The sequence below is a fragment of the Cupriavidus sp. 01L45 genome, assembly GCF_056399885.1.
In genome coordinates, this window is the sequence record NZ_JBFTSG010000032.1 from 34,816 (window position 1) to 55,834 (window position 21,019).

Sequence of the window (21,019 nt, forward strand, 5' to 3'; positions counted from 1 at the left end):
GATGAATGCATATTGCACCAATATACAACTGTATCGATTATCGATTCTATGGATTGCCATCAATGATATTCGGCCCGGCTTTCGTTGGGAATAGCGGCCCCGCTAAAACTGCCGGATTTCCGCCGCACGCATCTCCGGGATTTGCCGGGAACCATTGCCCGGTAAGGCTTTCCTGACGATATGAGACTGGAAGCGTGGTGGGCGATGACGCAAGAATATGACAAGGCAGCCCATGCGGGTGCCGCAGTTTTCAGTGTTTACCCGCAGCCCACACGGGTTGACGCTCAGTGAAATATCAGACTAGTATCACAACAACTTCAACACGCAGGAACCATCATGTCGAACCCGATCCGGCTGGTTGGCGGCGCTGATCACAATGCGGATCCGCCATCGCGGGCAGCGACCGGCGCCGCGATGCGCGAGCATGCCTATGCCGAGATCAAGCGGCGCATCATTTCCTGCGAGTTCCGGCCGGGCGAGCCGTTGAACGAGGCGCAGGTCGCGGCCTTGCTCGGATTGGGCCGCACGCCGGTGCATCAGGCGCTGCACCGGCTGGAAGTGGAAGGGCTGGTGTCGATCATGCCGCGCAAGGGCGTGCTGGTATCGCCGCTGTCGCTCAATGAAGTGCTCGACATGATCGAAGTGCGCGCCACCAACGAAGTGCTGTGCGCCACGCTGGCATGCGAGCGCGCCCACGAGAGCGATCTCAAGGCCATGCGCGAGATCGTCGACCGCTCTCCCGACCTGATCGCGCGGCGCGACATCGCCGGCCTCGCCGCGCTCGACCTCAAATTCCATACCGCCATGTCGGCCGCCTCGCGCAATCGCGTGCTGGCCGACCTGCTGCGCAGCCTGCATGAGAAGCAGGCGCGCTTCTGGTTTCTCTCGCTATCCGACCCGCAGCACCTGGAAAACGTCTACCAGGAGCACCGGGTGATCATCGACGCCCTCGAGCGGCGCGACGTACCGGCGGTGCGCGAGGCCATCCGCGAACACATTGACGAATTCCGGAAGAACATCATCCGGACCATCTGACCGATTTTCTCCGCAATAGATAAGGTAGTAAGCAATGCCGACACTTCACTTCCAGGTAGCCGGCGAGGGCGAACTCGTCCTCGATATCCAGCGCCTCATCATCGCCGGCTGGACTGGCCGCGACGCCGACGCCGTCAACCATCACATCCGCGAGCTCGAAGAGATCGGCGTCAAGCCGCCCACCACCGTGCCTTGCTTCTACCCGCTGGCCGCCTCGCTGCTGACCACCGACGCGCTGCTCGAAGTGCCGCGCGAGGATTCCTCCGGTGAAATCGAATTCGTGCTGCTTGCGGCCAAGGACGAGATGTACATCGGCGTAGGCTCCGACCACACCGACCGCAAGGTCGAAGCCTACGACGTCACCGTCTCCAAGCAGATGTGCGCCAAGCCCCTGGGTACCGAACTCTGGCGCTTCGCCGACGTGGCAGCGCACTGGGACCAGTTGCAGATGCGCTGCTGGCGCACTCGCAACGGTCAGCGCGAGCTCTATCAGGAAGGCCTGGTAACGCGCCTGCTCGACCCGCGCGACCTGATCCGGCGCCTGACCGGCGAAGACAAGCTGCCGGCTGGCACCGCCATGTTCTGCGGCACGCAAGCCGTGATCGGCGAACTGGGCAGCGGCGAAGCCTTCGAAGTGGAACTGCATGATCCGGTACGCAAGCGCACGCTGCGCCATGTCTATCGGGTGGAATGCCTGGCGGTGGCGCCATGAGCGCCGCGCTGCCAACCATCGCCGCGCTCGCCGCCGATCTGGCTGCCGGCCGCACCACCAGCGTTGCGCTGACCGAGCAGGCTCTGGCCCGTATCGACGCCCACCGCAACGGCGGCGGCGCCGCGTTCCTTGAAGTCGACGCCGCTGGCGCGCTCGCCGCGGCCCGCGCAGCCGACCAGGCCCGCGCCGCGGGGCTGGTGGCATCGCCGCTCGCCGGGCTGCCGATCTCCATCAAGGACCTGTTCGACGTGCAAGGACAGGTAACCCGCGCTGGCTCGAAAGCGCTGGCCGGCGCCCCCGCGAGCGCCGACGCACCCGTGGTGGCACGCCTGCGCGCTGCCGGCGCCGTGCTGATCGGGCGCACCAACATGAGCGAGTTCGCGTTCTCCGGGCTCGGCCTGAACCCGCACTACGGCACGCCGCGCACGCCCTTCGACGAAGCGCGCATCGCTGGCGGCTCCACGTCGGGTGGCGCGGTCAGCGTGGCACTCGACATGGCCGTGGCCGCGCTCGGCACAGATACCGGCGGCTCCATCCGCATCCCCAGCGCGTTCTGCGGTCTGACCGGCTTCAAGCCAACCGCAAGCCGGGTGCCGCTGGCCGGCGCCGTGCCATTGTCGACCTCGCTCGACTCGGCCGGCCCGCTGGCACGCTCGGTTGCCTGCTGCGCGGCCTTCGACGCCATCGTCAGCGGCGAAACGCTGGACAGCCGGCCAGCGCCGCTGGCAGGGTTGCGCCTGCTGGTGACGCGCGATTTCGTTTGCGACGGCCTCGACGCCGAGGTGGCGCAAGCCTTCGACGCAACGCTGGCCACGCTGTCGCGGCTCGGTGCGCGGATCATCCCGTTCGACTTCCCCGAACTCAAGCGCCTGCCGCAGATCAACGCCGGCGGCGGCCTGACCGCGGCCGAAGCGTGGCACTGGCACAAGCAACTGCTGGCCGAGCGCGGCAACGACTACGACCAGCGCGTCGCCATGCGCATCCGCCGCGGCGAACAGCTTGGCGCGGCCGACTACATCGAACTGCTGGCCGAACGCCGCGCCATGCAGGCCCGCGCCGCCGGCCTGCTGCGCGAAGCCGACTCCTGGCTGATGCCCACCGTGGCAGTACGCCCGCCGCGCCTGGACGCGCTGGAAAGCGACGAAGCCTTCTTCGCCACCAACGGCCTGGTGCTGCGCAACCCCAGCGTGCTCAATTTCCTCGACGGCTGTGCGGTATCGCTGCCGTTGCTGGCGGCAGGGCAGGGCATTGGCCTGAGCGTAGGCGGCCTGAACGGAAGCGACGCGCGCGTGCTGCAGGTAGCCGGCGCCATCGAAGCCGCGTTGCGGTAAGCAGGCAAAAAACCGAGGGCCGCGACCAAGCAGCGCGGCCCCGTCAATCAACACCCAAGGAGTACCACCGATGTCTTCCGTGATGACCGGCGCCCCTGTCGCCGTGGAGAACCCGGCCCACACCCCGGCCGAGCGCAATGAAGCCTACCGCAAGATCGCGGTACGGCTGATCCCCTTCCTCGTCTTCCTGTTCGTGCTCGCCTGGATTGACCGCGTCAACGTCGGCTTTGCCAAGCTGCAGATGCTGCAAGACCTGCAATTCAGCGAAGCCGTGTACGGCTTCGGCGCCGGCATCTTCTTCATCGGCTACTTCCTGTTTGAGGTCCCCAGCAACCTGCTGCTGGAAAAGATCGGCGCGCGCCGCACGCTCGCCCGCATCACCATCCTGTGGGGCTTCGCCTCCATGGCGATGATCTTCGTCAAGACGCCGATGCAGTTCTACGCCCTGCGATTCCTGCTGGGCGTATTCGAAGCCGGCTTCTTCCCCGGCGTCGTGCTCTACCTGACCTACTGGTTTCCGGCCCAGCGCCGCGCACGCATCAACGGCCTGTTCATGACCTCCTTCGCCATCGCTGGCGTCATCGGTGGCCCGCTGGCCGGCTTCATCATGAGCAGCATGGAAGGCGTCGACGGCCTTGCCAACTGGCAATGGCTGTTCGTCATCGAAGGCATCCCCTCCGTACTCGCCGGCATCGCCGTGCTGATGTACCTGCCCGAAAAGCCCATCGGCGCCAAATGGCTCACCGCCAGCGAACGCGACCTCGTCACCCGCGAGATCGAAGCCGAAAACCGCGACCCCGCCAAGCACTCCTCCCTGCGCGCCGCCTTCACCAACTCGCGCGTTTGGATCTGCGCCGCCATCTACTTCTGCGTGGTCAGCGGCAACGCCACCATCGCCTTCTGGTCGCCATCCATCATCAAAGAGCTAGGCGTACAAGGCAACCTGCAGATCGGCCTGGTCTCCGCCATTCCCTTCATCGCTGGCACGCTTGCCATGGTCTGGAACGGCATCCACTCCGACCGCACCGGCGAACGCCGCCTGCACTGCGCGCTGGCCACGCTGATGGCCGCTGCCGGACTGGTCCTGACCGGCATGTGGCTGCACAGCGCGGTACTGGCGCTGATTGCGCTGACCATTGCCTCCATCGGCATCCTGGCGGCTTTCCCGGTGTTCTGGTCGTTGCCCTCAGCCTTCCTGGCCGGTACCGCCGCAGCCGGCGGGATTGCCCTGATCAACTCGATCGGCAACCTGGCAGGCTTCGTTGCGCCGTACATGATCGGGTGGTTCAAGACCAGTACCGGGCAGCTCTCGGCGGGCTTGTACTTTGTCGCAGCGCTCGAGGCGGGCGCCACCGTGCTTGTGCTGGCGTTTATCAAAACCAGGCGCTGAACGGAGGCGACGGCCAGCCGGATGCCTTAGGTAGCACGAGGGGGCTGGATTCCCGCGGCGCTTTGCGCTAGAATCCGCTGCCTCGTTGCGCTGCATGCGCAAAGTGCGCCGGCAGCACGGGTAACACAAAGCCAGGCGGGCAGTTTCAGCCGCCTGTTTGCTTTTGTGCTTTGTGATCACCCCCATCGCTGCCTGGCCCGCCTGCAAATCAACGAGCACAGCGGCCTCCCGCCAGGGATGCACGCCGCAGGGACTGCGAGGGTGGCGAAATTGGTAGACGCACCAGGTTTAGGTCCTGACGCCAGCAATGGTGTAGGGGTTCGAGTCCCCTCCCTCGCACCACAGTCCTCTTTTGCATCACTCGTACGCCTCACTTTATTTCCCGTATTTCCGCACCGTATCAACACGCAAAGCTAAGCTACGTAAGGCCTGGCAGGCGATTTGAAGCAATCGCCTCATTGCACTCTGCACATTGCCCTTTCACTTATTGTCGGCGCTCCGGTCCCATAGTGGCCCCACGTTCGGTCCCACGAAATGGCACACTTTACGAAGTCCGCATGCGGGTGATGCGCACAGATGAAGGTGAAGGCAGAAGGCCCGCCGTTCAGCACCTCTTGGCGATGGTGTCCAGAAAACTGCGCCCGTGGTTGGTGAGACGAACCTGGCTACGGCCGTGTGTCAGGCAATCGACTTGTACGCGCTGCCGACGCACGAGGCTTTTGAGGTCGGTGGGGTCCAATTCGAGATTCCCGTTTACGCTATCGAGAAGCCAGCGCATTGTCATATGGTCATTCCCATCGTCGACGTCTTGGACATACAGCAGTTCGGCCGGCGGCACGGCCCGCAAGAATCTTCCGCCAATCTCTATCCACAGCACCCGCGTTGTTGCTGAATTGGCGGGCACTTGACCGAACCGAATGAGCAGAATACGCAGCAGTCGCCGGAGTTGGGCCGCAGGAGCGCCTTGCAGTGGCTGCACTCGTAGAAGAACTGGCAGGCGTCCGTTGGCATGGTTTCCTGCTTGGCAAAGCCGCAGTGCGGGCAGGTCAGTACGGATTCAAGAATGACGGCACGCATCGGGTCCTCACAATCGCACCGCCTCTCGTCGCCAAACGCAACGGCCACCACGTGGCGGCGGCGGAGGGGGAAAACAAACGGACTGGGGTACTTATTTGTACGTGAACCCGAAAGGCCAGCCATCTGCGCGCGGAACGGCTTTCCGTTCTGACAGCACATTGGGGGAGAGGTCGGCCAGCTTCGGCGCCGGCGCGCTCGGTGCCATGGTTGGTCCTGTGGGGCGGTGCTTCCGTTGTAGGCGCGCCGGGAGGACAGCGCCATAGGGCATCGTCCGACTTGCGTGCGTTGCGTGTATAAAGAGCCGCGGCGGCGTCGGCTGTCCACATCATCTTCTCAATGTGCCGTGTCTCGATACCGTGCACCGTGCTGGCCGTCGTCGTGGAAGTTTGCGGCTCAGTGTTTACCACTCACAGGTGGTGCAGGCGAAGCGGCTGACGGATCTGGAGAACTAGGGGCCGCGGGCGCGGTTGATGGCGAAGCGCTACCTGCCCAGTCGATCGCCGAGCTCAATGAAAAAAGGTGACAACCAAGCTGTCACCTTCATCAGAAGTGGGGAGTCCGGCGAAATCTCCTGGTTACAACGGAGCGCCGTAAGAAGACGAAGACATATACCCGCCGGACCTTGCGCCATCCGGGAACGTTTCGAACGTGTCGGCCCTTGTGCCATCGGCGTACGTGTCGGAGCTGCCGGCCCGTGCGCCATCAGTGCGCACATCGAACTCGCCAGCCTTGGCCAATGCAAAAGCAGCGGACAGGGCACCGGTCAGAGCGACAGTGGCGGCAATCAGAACGAAACGTTGGATATTCATGATGAATTGAAAGGGGACATCGAGCCGCCAAAATTTGGGGACTCCGCAACAGGCTGCATGATAGGGGTTTGCCCTATGGCTATAAACCCTAGTTTGCGAAACGCATAGTTGCTCATTGCACAACAATACTGAAAATCTTCGTCGTGAAGGCCCGGGGTACGGTAGCAATCTGACGGTTGTGCTGATTAAGGTGCCGGTCGGGGTGGTGCTGGCAAGGAGACCAACGGTTGGTGGGGGACTCTAGGTGATTGACCCGCCCCGGCATCGGATCGCCCATGCCCATCAGCCCGCAACCGTCACACCGCATTTCTCCGCAATCGCGATCAATTTCGGGACGTCCGGCGGCCCCGGAGGAATTTCCTGGTCGATTGCGGTGAAGAGACGCGTCGCGTGCCCGGTTTGGCCGGTGACCGAAATCATTTCGCCGCCGCCCGGGCCAAAGTGAAAGCTGTGAATCGTGCCTGCGGGCAAGTGAACGAGCGTGCCAGCCGTGGCGGCCAGGGTATTGCCGCCGTAGCTGATTTCGACACTGCCTTTGACCACGTAGAAGGATTCGTCCCAGTCATGGCTGTGCGGTGGCGGTCCGGTGCCTTCATCGCCTTGCTGCAAGAAAATCTCATAGCCTTGCGTGGCGGCATTTGATGCCAGTATCGTAATCTTCTCGCCCACCACATCGAGCGCACGAGGATAGGCGCTCGGTGTTACGACAAACGGTTGCGGCTTCATGGTTGCGCCTCCTTTGGACCGGATTCAGCCCCGAACCGGTTATAGTCAGTGGACTGGACGGAGTCCAGAAGTTGCCATCGGTGGCGTCGGTGACGGCCAGCGCGATTGCCTCAATCTCCTATGCGGGCTAACGGCAATGTGGAGCCGGCTGGAGGGCGCGTTTCATTTTCCCTCCCGCCCAACCAACACATCCAGCGGCACGTGCAGTGCCTCTGCCAGGCTCTGGAACACTTCCACGCTTCCATCGCGCTTGCGGTTCTCAATCTGGCTGAGATAGGGCTTGCTGAGTCCCGCGGCGGTTGCCAGCGCGTCCTGGGTCATCCGGCGGTATTCGCGCCAGGCCTTGATCGGGTTGTCGCCGGCGAGTTCGGCGTCCAGTATGGCGGCGGGAATCCGAAAGCCGTCTTCCCGCGCCTCGGCGTGGCCGGGCAGCGTGCCATCGTCCCACTCTCCGGTCCGGTGCTTGATGCGCTCCCACACCTCAATGGGCACCACCGCGAACTCGGGGTGGCCGTCGCGTTCGATGAATTGAATCTTGACCATGATTGGCACCTCCAGAGGAGCACGGCCGGCGCGTCGAGCACGATCGGGCCGTGCTGGATCTGATACCGCACTCGCCAGTCTCAGGACGGAGGCGGCAGCCGTGTCGACTGCCGGTGCGCCGGAGCCCGGCGTGGATTGCTGATCGCAACATGCCCGGGCGGGGTTGGGAGCCTGCGCCGCTTACCTGTTGAATGCGATTGCTTGCGCTTTCATGTTAGCTAGGCGCTAACCGAATTGCGAATAAAGTTGGCTGGCGGTTCCGGCGCCAACGCGGGACAGGGCTGGGCTTTCACGCGCCAGCCTCCGCGAACACCTCTTTGCCCACGATCGCATCCAGCTCCTCATACAAGCCGGAGGGTTTGTCGCTGACACGCAGTTGGAAGTCGAACAGTTGTGGCCGGATCAATGGTTCAACGCCGTACCCGTGCTCCGAAACGAGCCGGATCAGCCGGCCGCCGCGCGCATGAATGAACTCGGCCTCGGCATGGATGGCGACGTCGGGTACCACCACATCGCAGCCGGCGAGCTGGTCCAGCGCGTCGGCACAGTGATTGACCAGCACTTCCGGATCCATGCGGGCACGGATCCAGGACTCGCGAAGGGCGTTTAGCAACTGTACCGGCGATTTCCCTAGCGTGGGAACGACATCATTGCGCCTTGCCGCGTCGAACTGCGCGTCGTTGATGCCGGCGCAGGCCTGGATCATATGGCGCAGCGGGGCGTCGAACGTGACGGTCAGGAAGGCGTGGTTCGCGGAAGTCAGGTAGCTGGTGACGAGGTCTCGACCGGAGCCGGGACGGCCGCAAAGTCCGATAAGCATGAGGTTTCCTTTGTCGTGGTCGTTCGCCTGTGGGTGCTTGAGGTCAACGAGGTCGGTGCGCGGATTTGGCGCCGTGGCGCAATGCGGCGTGACCGGGCGGGCGCGGTGCCAGGCCGTGACTTCCATGGCCGGGCATACGGGGTCGCCCCGATGGGCGCAACCAGGCCGGACCGGCGCGGACACAAGCCCTGGCGCTCGCGATGCAGCCCGGCGTTGGGTATGGAAATGCCGGGGTTCTGATACCGCTTCAAGTTAACGCCGATAATTTACCCAAAGGTAAATATAAAGACAAGTCTTCTTGGTAACCATCATGACTTGCCGGCCGCGAGTCCAGGTCCTCGATCCACGGAAGCCGCCAAGGTGCCGACGCGCCCGTGGCTTGCCGCGTCAGTGTCGCGCGACCCCGCCGAACCATCGCGCCGAGAAGGGAGCGAAAGGTCCTCTTGCTCCGTAAATTACCTTTTAGTCACTAAATTTACAGTACCAGAAGAAAATTTACCTTGAGGTAATGCGCGGGTTTAATGAGTGATGGACATCCAAGATACGCGCGAACAACGCCTGGCCCAAGTGCTGGAGAAACAGTTCGGAGGCTCGATCGCACGCCTCGCGGACCGCGTCGACCGCGAACCCTCATATTTCTCCCGAGTTTTTTCGTCGGAAGGCAAGGCCGGAAAGAAGCGCATCGGCGAACGGCTTGCCCGCGACATCGAGGCCAAGCTCGGCTTGCCTCGGCTGTGGCTGGACGGCAGCATGGAGGATGCTGTCGCTCCCTCGAATGACGAGATCCTCCCGCCTGGCGTGGCCATTCGGGTGGCTCGCTTGGTCAAGGACTTGCGCAACGAGGATATCGACCGCCTGCTGACGGCCATTGAGTTGCTGATGCAGGTCGAGGGCGTGCGCTCGGTGCGCAAATATGGCAAGGGCACAAAACAGGCGCAGGTACTGACGACCGGAAAGCGCACGGCAACTGGCTCCGCGAGCGGGGCGGTACACGAGTCCGGCACGCGTGTCGCCGGGAAGCAGCGAGGCAGGAAGAAGCCGGCAGACTGACGCAGCCGGGGTCGGCGACGCGGCATCGGCAGCCTGGGCAGGACCGGCTGCCGCCGTGCCTGCACGTTAGTGTCCGGCCGGGTCAGAGTTGAAAATGCCGTCGATTGGGTGGCAGTGTCAGCAATTCAATTGTCGCGAATTCCCGCAGTTCCGCCTCTGTGCGCTTGCACTCAGTCACGTTGGTGACAAATCCGTGCCATGGCGTGCTGCCGTCCTACAGGCGCCGAGGGCCTGCATCGCCTTCCGGTGCGACCCGTGCCCGCACTATCAGACGGCCTGATTATCGGCTGCGACCGTTATTCGTCTTCGCCGAAAGGCAACTCTCCCTGGACCGGCGCCGACGCATACTCCAACTCGCCGGCTGGCGTCAGCGCGCTCACCCGTACGCCCAGTAGCCGTATCTTCCGGTTCAGCGGAACGCGTCTGACGCATTCGGTGGCGGCGCGCCGCAACAAGGTGGCGTCGGCGGTCGGGACCGGCATGCTGAGGTCGCGGGTGACGGTGTGGAAGTCGTCATAGCGCAGCTTGACGCCGATGGTGCGGCCGACGTAGCCCTTGCCGCGCAGGTCTTCGGCAAGGCGCTGGCACAGACCGGTAAAAACTTCGCCGAGAGCCTGGCGATCGTGGCGCGGATGCAGGTCGCGCTCGAACGTGGTTTCGCGGCTCATCGACTTTGGCTCCGAGCTGATGACCACGGGGCGTTCGTCATGACCTTGCGCGATCTCGGCGAGCCACGCGGAATAGCTGCGGCCAAAATGGGTCTGCAGTAGTCCGAGGTCCGCGCTGGCGAGGTCGCCAACGGTGGCGATGCCGAGCACGGCGAGTTTCTCCGTGGCTTTCGGGCCGATGCCGTTGACCTTGCGCACCGGCAGCGGCCAGATGCGCAGCGGGATGTCTTCCGGCGTCAGGAGGGTAAGCCCATCGGGCTTGTCCAGCTCGGATCCGATCTTGGCGAGGAGCTTGTTGGGCGCGATGCAGATGGAGCAGCTTAGCCCCGTGGCCTCGCGAACCGCTTGCTTGATGCGGCTGCCGATATCGGCGGGCTCGCCTGGCACATCGCTCAGGTCGATGTAGATTTCGTCGATGCCCCGGTCTTCGACCTGGCTCGTGAACGTGGCGACGGCCGCCTTGAAGAGCCGGGAGTAGTGCCGGTACGAATCGAAATCGGTGGGCAGCAGAATGGCATCAGGCGCGAGCTGGGCTGCCTTCATCATGCCCATGGCGGAAAAAACGCCGAGCGCGCGCGCTTCGTAAGTCGAGGTGGTGACGACGCCCCGTCCCGCATAGTCGCGCAGGCGCGCAAAGCGCCGGCTTCCGTCTTCAAGCGTCTCGGGCACCGCATTCCGTCCGCCGCCGATCACCACGGGCATGCCACGCAGTTCCGGATACCGCAACAGCTCGACGGACGCATAGAAAGCGTCCATATCCAGGTGGGCGATGCGGCGGGGGGCAAATGACATGGCGTCAGCGAACGGGGTTGACGACGCGCCCCGGCCGCGAGAAAGGACTCGGGGGCGGGCCGCCTCGGTTACTGTATGCATATACAGTATATCGAATTCTACAAGAAGAATCCCCGCGGCGCCCCGGTGGGCCTGCCAGCGATGCACGTAGGTCGTCGTCAGCACGATGCCCGCGGCGGGCAAGTGCGAAGTGTTATTGCTATTGCGCAGCAACTGGCGATCGATGCGCAAGCAGGCGCATGATTGAAAATGCAACGCATTATCATTTAAGTGGGTAATGTTCGTCGATGCCGACATGAACCGGCCGGAAGAGAAGACGGTTCACGTCGCATGACAACGGGTTTTCCCGCCGCCTTGCCGGCAAGCTGAAAATGCCAGCGCGGAGCGCGGGCGAAAGCCCGCCGCTCATCGGTGCCGGTCGCTCAACGCAGCAGGAACGCGATATCGTCCACGCTGATTTGCGCGACGGCCACGCCCCGGCGTTGCTGGAACAGGATGTGCTGGAGAACCCGGCGGCGTTGCCTGGCAAAGACAGCCAGGTCGATGGGGATGCCGGCGCGAGCATAGTGCTCGACCAGCAGCTTGTAGGCACGATGCCGCATCTGCAGGGCTTCGCCCTCCGCCCGTAGCTGGCTCGTGTCCTGCGGCACGATGCTTTCGGTCTGACGCAACGCCTCCATGGCGTGGGCGTGCATGTCGCGGTAACGATCGAGTTCGGCTTGCGTTGTGCGCAGCCGTTCGCGTAGGGCGCGGACCTTGCGCTGCAGCTTCAGCGTCATGCCTACGCCATGCTCGACCAGCGCCACGGTCTCAAGCGCATGGCTGGCGGCGGCAATCGTGTTTTTCCAGATCCCTCCGTCCGTCGCCTCGGTTTCCGCTGCCCACCCGTTGCTGATTCCGCTAAATATCTTCATATGACCCCTTGACCCTTGTACAGATTTCCGGCGGCCGGCTTTTTGGTAGCCGGTCCTGTCCGGGTGCACGGCGGCCGGGCCGCGTTGGCGCGCCTGCCGTGTCGAATCGACATCGTTGTACTGGCGCATGCGCTGGCTGGCATGCCTCGCGCCGATGAGCCGATGACCTGGGAATGCTACGGTCTCGCCGTTCGCGGGCCAAGTAGAAGATGCTTAGATCTGGTATTCCCGATGCATATGTCGCTCAATGTACGGGCGCGAGAATGTCTCGCCAAAGCCGCGTCACCGGGCAGCCCGCGCGATGCGCGGCCAGCGATAAAGCGCCCCTTTCCAGACTTGCCGGGGGGCGCGTCCCCGAATCCTGGCGAAATAGCGCAACCGGGCCCTCGATACCGTACGGATGCCCGCGATTCGGACTAGGATGCATGCATGGCACTCAATTTCCCCAATCCCAGCCGGAGTTACGACCCTTCCAGGCATTGCGTATGTTTTTGGGGCTATGACAACTCGCGTGAAATCGCCTTCGAGGTGGACCGCGCGGTACTCTCTACCCTCAGCCCTGAATTGCGCCCGGACGAGCCTGCCGTGCTCGATGCATTCGACCGCCACCGCGATCACATCCTGGAACTCGCGCGCGGGCTCTATTCCCGCAGCCGGCAGAACCGGTATCAGATTTCCTGAACGCTGTTCAGTCCGGGCAAACGCAGTTCGCTCAGGCTGACGCCTCCGGAGATCCTGCCGCAATCCGCGGCGGCAGCGGTGCGGGCTCGGCGGCCAGCTTTTCCGCGGCGTAGGGGCGCAGGAAGCTGCGCGCCAGTTCCGTATTCCTGCAAGTCAGCCAATCATCCCACTCCGTGCCCGGGACGATCACGATCATCCGTTTTTCCTTGCCCGGCGCATGGAAGCGTTGCATCAACGGGTGGTGCTCCGAATTGATGGTCAGCATGGTGAAGCTGAAGACGTCCTGGCCGCCTTCGCCAGGCCATGCGCGCCAGAGGCCGGCGATTGCCATGGGCTCGCCATCCTTGAGCCAGATCCGCCAGCGTACCGCCTTGCCGGTTGCGTAGTCGGGCTCATAGAAGCACTGCGCTGGTATCAGGCATAGCTGACCCTGTTTCCACGCCGCCGAGAACGTCCGTTTTTCACCCACCGACTCCGAGCGCGCGTTCGTGGTGTCGAACCTCGCGACGCCGGGCGGAATGCGCTTCCTGGGGACCATCCCGAAGGTGCCGGCCAGGCATTGCCGCTGGCCGTCGTGGTCCGCCACGAGCAGTGGCGCGACGTAGTCAGGCCATGTTTCGGGGGGCCATTCCCGCACCGGACAAGTGAGGCCGAAGACATCGCGTAAAACGGCCGCCTGCACGGGCGCGTAGTTGACGCACATGGCTTGTCTCCATGCCGATGCTGCATGTGAAAGGGAATATCCAGTATGGCGGACGGGCGGGAAGGACCAAAGTGATTCTTGTCCTACCGGCGGGGTGCCTGCTGTAATCGCTTGTCGTGTCACGGCGCCGCGTTGGCGCCGGTTCCATCCCCGCCCAAGATCAGGCGCGCTGAACCGACCCCATCCTGATTGCCATTGATGACCGATACATCTCCGTTCTTCATCCTCACCGGCGGCCCCGGCGCCGGCAAAACCACCTTGATCGCCGAACTGGCGCGCCGGGGATACGCTACCTCGGACGAGGTCGGGCGCGAGATTATCCAGGAGCAAACGCTGGTGAACGGCCCCGGCCTGCCGTGGGTGGATCCGCGCTTGTTCGCCGAGTTGATGCTGTCGCGCGAGATGCGCAACCACCGGGCGCATGCGGGCCGGGTCGAACCGGTGTTTTTCGATCGCGGCGTGCCGGATGTGGCCGGCTACCTGAGCCTGTCGGGTTTGCCGGTGCCGCCGCATATCGACGCCGCCGCGCGATTGCTTCGCTATCACCGCTGCGTCTTCATCCTGCCGCCCTGGGAGGATATTTACAGCCGGGATGCGGAACGCCGGCAATCGCCGCAGGAGGCGGCACGCACCTATGACGCCATGGTGAGCGTCTATGCCGGTTACGGCTATGAACTGCTGGAAGTGCCGCGTTTGCCGGCTGCGCGGCGGGCCGACTTCGTCGAGTCGGCCATCCGCCGCTGAGCGCGCGCGGCTGGCGCGAGGATCAGCTTTCCTGGGCTTCCAGCGTGAAGCCCGCGCCATCATCCTGGCGCAGCAGCGTCACCAGGGCGGGCATGGCCGCCTCCAGGGTTTCCTTCAGGCGCCACGGCGGATTGACGATGAACATGCCACTGCCGTGCAGGCCAAGCCCGCCGGAAACCGGATGCTTGACGCGCAGGCTGACGTGCAGCCAGCTTTTGAGCGGCAGCTTCTTCAACTGCACCGGCAACTGCACCGATTCGCGGCGCTGCACTTCGGGATACCAGATGGCGTACATGCCGGTGGCGAAGCGCTGCAGGCCATCCTGCAGGGTCCGCAGCACGCGGGCGTAGTCCTGCTTGTCTTCGTAGGAGGGGTCGATCAGCACCAGCGCGCGGCGGGGGGGCGGCGGCAGGATGGCGTTGATTCCGGTGAAGCCGTCGCCGTCGTAAAGCATGACGCGGCGGCCGGCGCCGCGGAAATTCTCACGCAGCACCTGGATTTCCGTGCTGTGCAACTCGAACAGGCGCAGGCGGTCGGCGTCGCGCAGCATCTGCCGGGCGAGCCAGGGCGAACCGGGGTAGTGCTTCAGGCTGCCGTCCGGATTAAGGGTACGCACCTGTTCCAGGTAGTCCTCGAGCAAGGTCGGCATGGGCCGCTTGGCGGCGGCGGCCTGCCACAGCCGGGCAATGCCGGTTTCGTATTCGCCCTTCTTTTGCGCGTAAGCGTGGTCGAGCGCATAAAGCCCGGCGCCGGCGTGCGTGTCGATATACCAGAAGGGCTTGTCTTTCTGGCTCAACTGCTCCAGCAACTGGACCACGATGGCGTGTTTAAGAACATCGGCGTGGTTGCCGGCGTGGAAGGCGTGACGGTAGCTGAGCATGGCGAGGCGGGAAAAGGGCGTGCCGATGCCGGCCTGGACGGGCCGGCGGCACAGGGCGCTATGCTACCATCGCCGGGCTCTGGCGCTGCCGTACGGCTGTTCGCGGTGCCGCGCGAGACGCTAGCATCCCGGGCGCCTTGGCTCGCCATGGTGCCCCGGCCTGCGCGCCAGCGTCTTGTCCCGACCCATTCCTGTCCGACGTTCTCCGTCCCCTCCTTGTCCAAGTTTTGTCCATGACCCGCGCCTTAGATCTCGCCGAGCCCGTTTTCGCCGCCTCGGGCCCGCCATACTCGCAGCGTTACGGGGATGTCTACCACAGCGACGAGGGTGGCCTGGAGCAGGCCCGGCACGTTTTCCTGGCGGGCAACGGTTTGCCAGGCGCGTGGGGCGGGCGCGACCAGTTCGTAGTCCTGGAGGCCGGGTTTGGCCTCGGGCTTAACTTCCTGGCGACGTGGCAGGCGTGGCGGGCCGATCCCGCGCGTTGCCGGCGGCTGCATTTCGTGTCGGTGGAAAAGCACCCGTTCACCAGCGACGGTCTCGCCGCCGTCCACGCCAATTTGCCCGGCCTGGCGGAACTGGCGCCGCTGGCCACGCAGTTGCGGCAGGCATGGCCGCTGACCTTGCCCGGGCTGCACCGGCTGGAATTCGAGGGCGGGGCGGTCGTGCTGACGCTTGCGTTCGGCGATATCGATACCGTGTTGCCAAGGCTGGCGCTGGGCGTCGATGCGTTCTACCTGGACGGCTTTGCGCCCGATCGCAATCCCGATATGTGGCAGCCGCCATTGATGAAGCGGCTCGCCCGGCTGGCGCGTCCGGAGGCCACGCTGGCGACCTATGCGGCGGCCGGTTTTTTCCGGCGCGGCTTGCAGGCAGCTGGCTTCGAGGTGAAGCGGGCGACCGGCTACGGCAGCAAGTGGCATATGACGGTGGCGCGCTTCCCCGCGGCGCGCGGCCAGCGCCGGCATCCCCCGCCAGCCGCCGCTAACTGGCCCGGGCGACACGCCATCGTGATCGGTGCCGGGCTGGCTGGCTGCGCGGTCACGGAGCGCCTGGCCGCACGCGGCTGGCGTGTGACGCTGTTCGACGCGCATGATGGCCCCGCGCGACTGACTTCCGCGCATCGCGCGGCAGCCATGCACCCGCATCTGTCGTCGGACGACAGCCTCCTGTCGCGCTTGTCGCGCGCCGGGAACCTGTTCTCTCTGAGAGCCTGGGAGGCATTGGCCGCGGCAGGGCATGCGCCGGGCTGGCAGGGGTGCGGCGTGCTGCAGATTGGCGCGGACGCGGAGGACGCCCGAATCCAGCGGGCGGCGCTGGCCGCGCTGGGGTTTCCCGAAGCGTTCGCGCGCTGGATGCCGCCCGAGGAAGCCGCGCGCCGGCATGGCGCCGCCGTTCCCCATGGCGGACTCTGGTTCGGGCAGGGCGGCTGGGCGCCGCCGCCCGACATCTGCCACGCGCAACTGGCGCAGGCCGGAGCAGCGGTGACGACGCATTTTGGCCGCCGGGTCGCGCGGCTGGTACGTGCCGCGGATGGCTGGCAGGCCTTGGACGACGCCGGGGCGGTGATGGCGCAGGCGCCGGTGATGGTCCTCGCCAACGCGCACGAGGCGCTGCGCCTGCTGCCGCTGCACCATATGACGATCGACCGCGTGCGCGGGCAGCTGACCACGCTCGAGGCCGCGCAAGTGGAGCAGTTGGGCACCTGGCCGGACTGCGTGGTGACCGGCTCGGGCTATCTGTTGCCAAGGGCCGGCGACGGTAGTGCGCGGGTCGGCTCCAGCTACGAGCCGGCCGCCGAAGGGCAGGGCGAACTCGCCGAGCGCCCGGAAGTGCACGCGGAGAATCTTGCCAAGCTGGGCTTGCTATTGCCGGATCTCGCCGCCGCCGCGGCCCGGCTGAATCCGGCGGCCCTGCGCGGCTACGTTGGCGTGCGCAGTGTTTCACACAATCGCCTGCCGCTGATCGGCCGCATTGCCGATGAGGCGCAGGCCGCGCGCGACGCCGTCGCGCTTCGCGGCGCGCGTCTCAGGGATATCCCTCGTCTTTCCGGGCTCTACGCGGCACTTGCATATGGCTCGCGTGGCCTCACATGGGCGGCACTGGGGGCGGAGTTTCTGGCCAGCCAAATCGAAGGAGAGCCCTTACCGCTCGAACTCGAACTGGCCGAGGCCATCGACCCCGCGCGGCTGCTGGTCCGTGCCTTGCGGCAAGGGCAGGTGGCAAGCGAGGCGGAAGGCGCGGCCGCGCCATCCGAGCCGGTTCCCGGCTAAAAACTGCCGGAACCGAATGAAAACCGTGCGATAATCCCCGTTTTCCGTTTGCGTGGGCCTGCGCCCGGATGCTCCGGGTTCGTCGGTTTTCCGCGCGTACCCGCAGTTTTCGATAGCGCCCGCGTACCGGGCATCGGCATTTGCCGTCGCTTTGCCTGTGTCTTGTCGGGCACGCGAGCGGGGTGCGCTTACGAACACAACAACATTTCTGGATTGGATCAACGACCATGTCGAATGTCATTGAAAACCTTGGCAAACTGGACCGCAAGGTGACCCTGGCCATTCCCAAGGCCGAAGTCGAAAAGGAAAAGCTGGAACGTCTGGTTCGCCTGTCGAAGACGGTGAAGATGTCCGGCTTCCGTCCCGGCAAGGTACCGATGAAGATGGTCGAGAAGCAGTACGGCCAGCAAGTCGAATTCGAAGTCCGCTTCGACAAGGCTGCACGCAAGTTCTTCGACATCACCAAAGAGCAGGATGTGAAGGTTGCCGGCCAGCCGAAGTTCGAGGTCAAGACCGACGGCGTGAACGAAGACGAAGTGGCCTTCGACGCAACCTTCGAGGTCTATCCGGAAGTCAAGCTGGGCGACCTGGCCGGCGCCGAAGTGACCCGCACCAAGACCGAAATCACTGATGCCGAAGTCGACAAGACCATCGACATCCTGCGCAAGCAGCGCGTGCATTACCACACCCGTGGCGAAGCCGGCGAGCACGGCGACGGCGGCGGTGAAGTGGCCGCCCAGAACGGCGACCGCGTGACCCTGGACTTCGTCGGCAAGATCGACGGCGTGGAATTCCCCGGCGGCAAGGCTGACGACTTCGCCTTCGTGCTGGGCGAAGGCCGCATGCTGCCCGAGTTCGAGCAAGCTGCGCTGGGCCTGAAGGTTGGCGAAAGCAAGACCTTCCCGCTGGCGTTCCCCGAGGATTATCACGGCAAGGAAGTGGCCGGCAAGACCGCCGAGTTCACCGTCACGCTGAAGAAAATCGAGTGGGCGCACCTGCCGGAAGTGAACGACGAGTTCGCCAAGTCGCTGGGCATCGCCGACGGCAGCGTCGAGAAGATGCGCGCCGACATCCGCGAAAACCTGGAGCGCGAAGTCAAGCGCCGCACGCACGCCATGCTGAAGGACCAGGTCATGGACGCGCTGCTGAAGGCAAGCGAGCTGGAAGTGCCGAAGGCCCTGATCGAGCAAGACCAGGAGCGCCTGGTGGAAATGGCTCGCCGCGACCTGGAACAGCGCGGCATGCCGAATGCCAAGGACATGCCGATTCCGGCCGAGATGTTCACCCAGCAAGCTGAGCGCCGCGTCAAGCTGGGCCTGATTCTGGCCGAGATCGTCAAGGCTCACGGCCTGGACGCCAAGGCCGACCAGATCAAGGCCGAGATCGAGGACTTCGCCAAGAGCTACGAAGACCCGAAGGAAGTCATGCGCTGGTACTACGGTGACCAGCAGCGCCTGGCCGAGATGGAAGCCTACGTGCTGGAAAACAACGTGGTAAATTTCGTGTGCGACAAGGCCAAGGTCACCGAAAAGACGGTGTCCTTCGAGGAACTGACTGCCGAAGGCAACAACCAGCCTCAGCAGGCCTGAGCCTGGCCCGTGGCCGGAGCGCATGGCGCGCCGGCCACAGCCTTGTCTCTTACCGAACTCCAGGAGAACTTGCATGACCCGCAATGATTTGCTTGACCGTCTGGCTACCACGCAGGCCTCCGCCCTGGAAACGCAGGGACTGGGGCTGGTGCCGATGGTGGTTGAGCAGTCCGGCCGGGGCGAGCGCGCCTATGACATCTACTCGCGCCTGTTGAAGGAGCGGTTGATTTTCATGGTCGGCGAAGTCAACGACCAGACTGCCAACCTGGTGGTCGCACAGCTGCTGTTCCTGGAAAGCGAGAATCCCGACAAGGACATCTCGCTCTACATCAACTCGCCGGGTGGCTCGGTGTCGGCTGGCCTCGCCATCTACGACACCATGCAGTTCGTCAAGCCGGACGTGGCCACGCTGTGCATGGGCATGGCAGCCAGCATGGGTGCGTTCCTGCTGTCGGCTGGCGCCAAGGGCAAGCGTTCGGCGCTGCCCAACTCGCGCATCATGATCCACCAGCCGCTGGGCGGCGCGCGCGGCCAGGCCTCGGACATCGAGATCCAGGCCCGCGAGATCCTGTACCTGCGCGAGCGGCTCAACACGATCCTGTCGGAAGTCACCGGCCAGCCGGTCGAGAAGATTGCCCGCGATACCGATCGCGACAACTTCATGAGCGGCGATCAGGCAGTGGACTACGGCCTGATCGACAAGGTGCTCACCCGCCGTGCCTGACAGACCGGCCCGGCTGCCGCAAGGCGGGCCGGGCAGGGGCCGGGCGGTGATCCTTAGGGTATCGCCGTCCGGCCGCAACGAAGAAGGCTATGCAGAAACGAGGCCTTGTGCCTCGTTTTTTGCTTTTGCCCCACAGCGTGGGGGTCTACCCGCCGCGCCAATTTTTTTGGCGTATGATGCGTTTGAAGCGTATCCCCGCAGCGCTCCGGCACTGCGGCACGCACACTGCTAATGTGACTGATTCCTATGGCGGATAAAAAAGGTTCATCCAGTGAGAAGCTCCTTTACTGCTCGTTCTGCGGCAAAAGCCAGCACGAGGTAAAGAAGCTCATCGCCGGCCCGTCGGTGTTCATTTGCGACGAATGCATCGATCTGTGCAACGAGATCATCCGCGACGAGGCAGCCGCATCCGACAAGGATGCGGGCGCCTCGGCCAAGTCCGATCTCCCCACCCCCCACGAGATCCGCGAGAGCCTGGATCAGTACGTGATCGGGCAGGAGCAGGCCAAGAAGATCCTGGCCGTAGCGGTGTACAACCACTACAAGCGCCTGAAGCACCTCGGCAAGAAGGACGACGTCGAGTTGTCCAAGAGCAACATCCTGCTGATCGGGCCCACCGGCTCGGGCAAGACGTTGCTGGCGCAAACGCTGGCGCGCCTGCTGAACGTGCCGTTCGTGATCGCCGATGCCACCACGCTGACCGAAGCCGGCTATGTCGGCGAGGACGTGGAAAACATCATCCAGAAGTTGCTGCAGAACTGCAATTACGAGGTGGAAAAGGCACAGCGCGGCATTGTCTACATCGATGAGATCGACAAGATTTCGCGCAAGTCGGATAACCCGTCCATCACCCGCGATGTGTCCGGTGAAGGCGTGCAGCAGGCTCTGCTCAAGCTGATCGAAGGTACGATGGCTTCGGTGCCCCCGCAGGGCGGCCGCAAGCATCCGAACCAGGACTTCCTGCAGGTGGATACCACCAACATCCTGTTTATCTGCGGCGGCGCGTTTGACGGCCTGGAAAAGGTCATCATGCAGCGCTCGGACAAGACCGGCATCGGTTTTGCCGCGCAGGTTCAGAGCAAGGAAGAGCGCGAGGCCAGCGAGGTGCTGCCGCAGGTCGAGCCGGAAGACCTGATCAAGTTCGGGTTGATCCCGGAACTGATCGGCCGCCTGCCGGTGGTGGCGACGCTGGCCAAGCTGGACGAGGCCGCCCTGATGCAGATCCTGGTCGAGCCCAAGAACGCGCTGATCAAGCAATACCAGAAGCTGCTGGCGATGGAAGGCGTGGAGCTGGAAATCCGTCCGGCCGCGCTGTCCGCGATTGCCCGCAAGGCGATCCGTCGCAAGACGGGTGCACGCGGCTTGCGTTCGATACTCGAACAGTCGCTGATGGATGTGATGTATGACTTGCCCAATTACAAGGGCGTGCAAAAGGTGGTGATCGACGAGAACACCATCACCGGGGACGCTCCGCCGTTGCTGATGTATGAGGAACAGCCGAAGGTGGCTGGTTCGAACTGACGCGAACGCCGGCGCTTATGACGATCTCAGGCCGGCAGCG

General features: G+C 64.2%; 20 protein-coding genes and 1 tRNA gene. 12 read left to right on the top strand and 9 right to left on the bottom strand.

What is annotated here, in order from left to right; all coding sequences use genetic code 11:
• Nucleotides 1-336: 336 nt before the first annotated feature.
• From AC1DT6_RS21760 to AC1DT6_RS21780, 5 genes are all read left to right on the top strand, one after another.
• The gene (locus AC1DT6_RS21760; protein ID WP_045241692.1) at nt 337-1,035 is read left to right on the top strand and encodes a GntR family transcriptional regulator; all 699 of its coding nucleotides are present in this window, start codon (nt 337-339) and stop codon (nt 1,033-1,035) included.
• 34 nt (nt 1,036-1,069) lie between these two features.
• Nucleotides 1,070-1,747, top strand: a complete 678-nt coding sequence (locus AC1DT6_RS21765) for a DUF2848 domain-containing protein (protein WP_441634042.1) — start codon at nt 1,070-1,072, stop codon at nt 1,745-1,747.
• A complete protein-coding gene (locus AC1DT6_RS21770) occupies nt 1,744-3,078 on the top strand; it encodes an amidase (RefSeq protein ID WP_477103205.1) in 1,335 nt (444 codons plus the stop codon). The genes AC1DT6_RS21765 and AC1DT6_RS21770 overlap by 4 nt, the downstream gene beginning before the upstream one ends.
• Nucleotides 3,079-3,148: 70 nt before the next feature.
• Complete coding sequence (locus AC1DT6_RS21775; RefSeq protein ID WP_441633625.1) at nt 3,149-4,468, top strand: MFS transporter; 1,320 nt, start codon at nt 3,149-3,151, stop codon at nt 4,466-4,468.
• A 255-nt stretch (nt 4,469-4,723) separates the two neighbouring features.
• A tRNA-Leu gene (locus AC1DT6_RS21780) sits at nt 4,724-4,810 on the top strand.
• 522 nt (nt 4,811-5,332) lie between these two features.
• Here the strand turns inward: AC1DT6_RS21780 and AC1DT6_RS21785 are convergent.
• From AC1DT6_RS21785 to AC1DT6_RS21805, 5 genes are all read right to left on the bottom strand, one after another.
• Nucleotides 5,333-5,545, bottom strand: coding sequence for a GDCCVxC domain-containing (seleno)protein (locus AC1DT6_RS21785; protein WP_441634900.1), 213 nt, complete (start codon nt 5,543-5,545; stop codon nt 5,333-5,335).
• Nucleotides 5,546-6,120: 575 nt separating this feature from the next.
• A complete protein-coding gene (locus tag AC1DT6_RS21790; RefSeq protein ID WP_441634898.1) occupies nt 6,121-6,354 on the bottom strand; it encodes a hypothetical protein in 234 nt (77 codons plus the stop codon).
• A 282-nt stretch (nt 6,355-6,636) separates the two neighbouring features.
• On the bottom strand, nt 6,637-7,080 hold the full coding sequence (locus AC1DT6_RS21795) for a cupin domain-containing protein (RefSeq protein WP_035870991.1): 444 nt from the start codon (nt 7,078-7,080) through the stop codon (nt 6,637-6,639).
• A gap of 162 nt (nt 7,081-7,242) precedes the next feature.
• Nucleotides 7,243-7,623, bottom strand: coding sequence for a helix-turn-helix domain-containing protein (locus AC1DT6_RS21800; RefSeq protein WP_441634896.1), 381 nt, complete (start codon nt 7,621-7,623; stop codon nt 7,243-7,245).
• Nucleotides 7,624-7,912: 289 nt separating this feature from the next.
• The gene (locus AC1DT6_RS21805; protein ID WP_477103196.1) at nt 7,913-8,569 is read right to left on the bottom strand and encodes a hypothetical protein; all 657 of its coding nucleotides are present in this window, start codon (nt 8,567-8,569) and stop codon (nt 7,913-7,915) included.
• Nucleotides 8,570-8,971: 402 nt separating this feature from the next.
• Here AC1DT6_RS21805 and AC1DT6_RS21810 point away from each other — a divergent pair, with 402 nt between their 5' ends.
• Nucleotides 8,972-9,493: a hypothetical protein gene (locus tag AC1DT6_RS21810; RefSeq protein ID WP_441634893.1), complete on the top strand. Its 522-nt coding sequence runs from the start codon at nt 8,972-8,974 to the stop codon at nt 9,491-9,493.
• Between the two features lie 296 nt (nt 9,494-9,789).
• On the opposite strand, the gene dinB is transcribed toward AC1DT6_RS21810, so the two are convergent.
• Complete coding sequence (dinB, locus tag AC1DT6_RS21815) at nt 9,790-10,953, bottom strand: DNA polymerase IV (protein ID WP_441634906.1); 1,164 nt, start codon at nt 10,951-10,953, stop codon at nt 9,790-9,792.
• Nucleotides 10,954-11,375: 422 nt separating this feature from the next.
• Nucleotides 11,376-11,996, bottom strand: a complete 621-nt coding sequence (locus AC1DT6_RS21820; RefSeq protein WP_441634891.1) for a hypothetical protein — start codon at nt 11,994-11,996, stop codon at nt 11,376-11,378.
• 300 nt (nt 11,997-12,296) lie between these two features.
• On the opposite strand from AC1DT6_RS21820, the gene AC1DT6_RS21825 reads away from it, so the two are divergent.
• The gene (locus tag AC1DT6_RS21825) at nt 12,297-12,548 is read left to right on the top strand and encodes a DUF1488 family protein (RefSeq protein ID WP_035870981.1); all 252 of its coding nucleotides are present in this window, start codon (nt 12,297-12,299) and stop codon (nt 12,546-12,548) included.
• A 31-nt stretch (nt 12,549-12,579) separates the two neighbouring features.
• Here the strand turns inward: AC1DT6_RS21825 and AC1DT6_RS21830 are convergent, their stop codons facing one another.
• On the bottom strand, nt 12,580-13,251 hold the full coding sequence (locus AC1DT6_RS21830; RefSeq protein ID WP_441634889.1) for an SOS response-associated peptidase: 672 nt from the start codon (nt 13,249-13,251) through the stop codon (nt 12,580-12,582).
• 198 nt (nt 13,252-13,449) lie between these two features.
• On the opposite strand from AC1DT6_RS21830, the gene AC1DT6_RS21835 reads away from it, so the two are divergent.
• Nucleotides 13,450-13,995: an AAA family ATPase gene (locus AC1DT6_RS21835; RefSeq protein ID WP_441634887.1), complete on the top strand. Its 546-nt coding sequence runs from the start codon at nt 13,450-13,452 to the stop codon at nt 13,993-13,995.
• 22 nt (nt 13,996-14,017) lie between these two features.
• Here AC1DT6_RS21835 and AC1DT6_RS21840 read toward each other — a convergent pair whose 3' ends face one another.
• Entirely contained in the window at nt 14,018-14,875 is an 858-nt protein-coding gene (locus tag AC1DT6_RS21840; protein ID WP_477103195.1) for a 23S rRNA (adenine(2030)-N(6))-methyltransferase RlmJ, read from the bottom strand.
• Between the two features lie 233 nt (nt 14,876-15,108).
• On the opposite strand from AC1DT6_RS21840, the gene mnmC reads away from it, so the two are divergent.
• The 4 genes from mnmC to clpX all read left to right on the top strand — a co-directional run bounded on the left by mnmC (nt 15,109) and on the right by clpX (nt 20,979).
• Nucleotides 15,109-17,145, top strand: coding sequence for a bifunctional tRNA (5-methylaminomethyl-2-thiouridine)(34)-methyltransferase MnmC2/FAD-dependent 5-carboxymethylaminomethyl-2-thiouridine(34) oxidoreductase MnmC1 (mnmC, locus tag AC1DT6_RS21845; protein WP_477114888.1), 2,037 nt, complete (start codon nt 15,109-15,111; stop codon nt 17,143-17,145).
• 227 nt (nt 17,146-17,372) lie between these two features.
• Nucleotides 17,373-18,734 carry a trigger factor gene (gene tig, locus AC1DT6_RS21850; RefSeq protein ID WP_035870974.1) on the top strand — a complete coding sequence of 454 codons (1,362 nt, stop codon included), beginning with the start codon at nt 17,373-17,375 and terminating at the stop codon, nt 18,732-18,734.
• 73 nt (nt 18,735-18,807) lie between these two features.
• On the top strand, nt 18,808-19,458 hold the full coding sequence (gene clpP, locus AC1DT6_RS21855) for an ATP-dependent Clp endopeptidase proteolytic subunit ClpP (RefSeq protein WP_006160857.1): 651 nt from the start codon (nt 18,808-18,810) through the stop codon (nt 19,456-19,458).
• Nucleotides 19,459-19,704: 246 nt separating this feature from the next.
• A complete protein-coding gene (clpX, locus tag AC1DT6_RS21860) occupies nt 19,705-20,979 on the top strand; it encodes an ATP-dependent Clp protease ATP-binding subunit ClpX (RefSeq protein WP_045237782.1) in 1,275 nt (424 codons plus the stop codon).
• Nucleotides 20,980-21,019: the final 40 nt, after the last annotated feature.

What these genes read in the sequence shown, in the direction of transcription:
- AC1DT6_RS21760 (WP_045241692.1), top strand. Translation starts at nt 337, where the DNA reads ATGTCGAACCCGATCCGGCTGGTTGGCGGCGCTGATCACAATGCGGAT.
- AC1DT6_RS21765 (WP_441634042.1), top strand. Translation starts at nt 1,070, where the DNA reads ATGCCGACACTTCACTTCCAGGTAGCCGGCGAGGGCGAACTCGTCCTC.
- AC1DT6_RS21770 (WP_477103205.1), top strand. Translation starts at nt 1,744, where the DNA reads ATGAGCGCCGCGCTGCCAACCATCGCCGCGCTCGCCGCCGATCTGGCT.
- AC1DT6_RS21775 (WP_441633625.1), top strand. Translation starts at nt 3,149, where the DNA reads ATGTCTTCCGTGATGACCGGCGCCCCTGTCGCCGTGGAGAACCCGGCC.
- AC1DT6_RS21785 (WP_441634900.1), bottom strand. Translation starts at nt 5,545, where the DNA reads ATGCGTGCCGTCATTCTTGAATCCGTACTGACCTGCCCGCACTGCGGC.
- AC1DT6_RS21790 (WP_441634898.1), bottom strand. Translation starts at nt 6,354, where the DNA reads ATGAATATCCAACGTTTCGTTCTGATTGCCGCCACTGTCGCTCTGACC.
- AC1DT6_RS21795 (WP_035870991.1), bottom strand. Translation starts at nt 7,080, where the DNA reads ATGAAGCCGCAACCGTTTGTCGTAACACCGAGCGCCTATCCTCGTGCG.
- AC1DT6_RS21800 (WP_441634896.1), bottom strand. Translation starts at nt 7,623, where the DNA reads ATGGTCAAGATTCAATTCATCGAACGCGACGGCCACCCCGAGTTCGCG.
- AC1DT6_RS21805 (WP_477103196.1), bottom strand. Translation starts at nt 8,569, where the DNA reads ATGGAAGTCACGGCCTGGCACCGCGCCCGCCCGGTCACGCCGCATTGC.
- AC1DT6_RS21810 (WP_441634893.1), top strand. Translation starts at nt 8,972, where the DNA reads ATGGACATCCAAGATACGCGCGAACAACGCCTGGCCCAAGTGCTGGAG.
- dinB (WP_441634906.1), bottom strand. Translation starts at nt 10,953, where the DNA reads ATGTCATTTGCCCCCCGCCGCATCGCCCACCTGGATATGGACGCTTTC.
- AC1DT6_RS21820 (WP_441634891.1), bottom strand. Translation starts at nt 11,996, where the DNA reads ATGCGCCAGTACAACGATGTCGATTCGACACGGCAGGCGCGCCAACGC.
- AC1DT6_RS21825 (WP_035870981.1), top strand. Translation starts at nt 12,297, where the DNA reads ATGGCACTCAATTTCCCCAATCCCAGCCGGAGTTACGACCCTTCCAGG.
- AC1DT6_RS21830 (WP_441634889.1), bottom strand. Translation starts at nt 13,251, where the DNA reads ATGTGCGTCAACTACGCGCCCGTGCAGGCGGCCGTTTTACGCGATGTC.
- AC1DT6_RS21835 (WP_441634887.1), top strand. Translation starts at nt 13,450, where the DNA reads ATGACCGATACATCTCCGTTCTTCATCCTCACCGGCGGCCCCGGCGCC.
- AC1DT6_RS21840 (WP_477103195.1), bottom strand. Translation starts at nt 14,875, where the DNA reads ATGCTCAGCTACCGTCACGCCTTCCACGCCGGCAACCACGCCGATGTT.
- mnmC (WP_477114888.1), top strand. Translation starts at nt 15,109, where the DNA reads ATGACCCGCGCCTTAGATCTCGCCGAGCCCGTTTTCGCCGCCTCGGGC.
- tig (WP_035870974.1), top strand. Translation starts at nt 17,373, where the DNA reads ATGTCGAATGTCATTGAAAACCTTGGCAAACTGGACCGCAAGGTGACC.
- clpP (WP_006160857.1), top strand. Translation starts at nt 18,808, where the DNA reads ATGACCCGCAATGATTTGCTTGACCGTCTGGCTACCACGCAGGCCTCC.
- clpX (WP_045237782.1), top strand. Translation starts at nt 19,705, where the DNA reads ATGGCGGATAAAAAAGGTTCATCCAGTGAGAAGCTCCTTTACTGCTCG.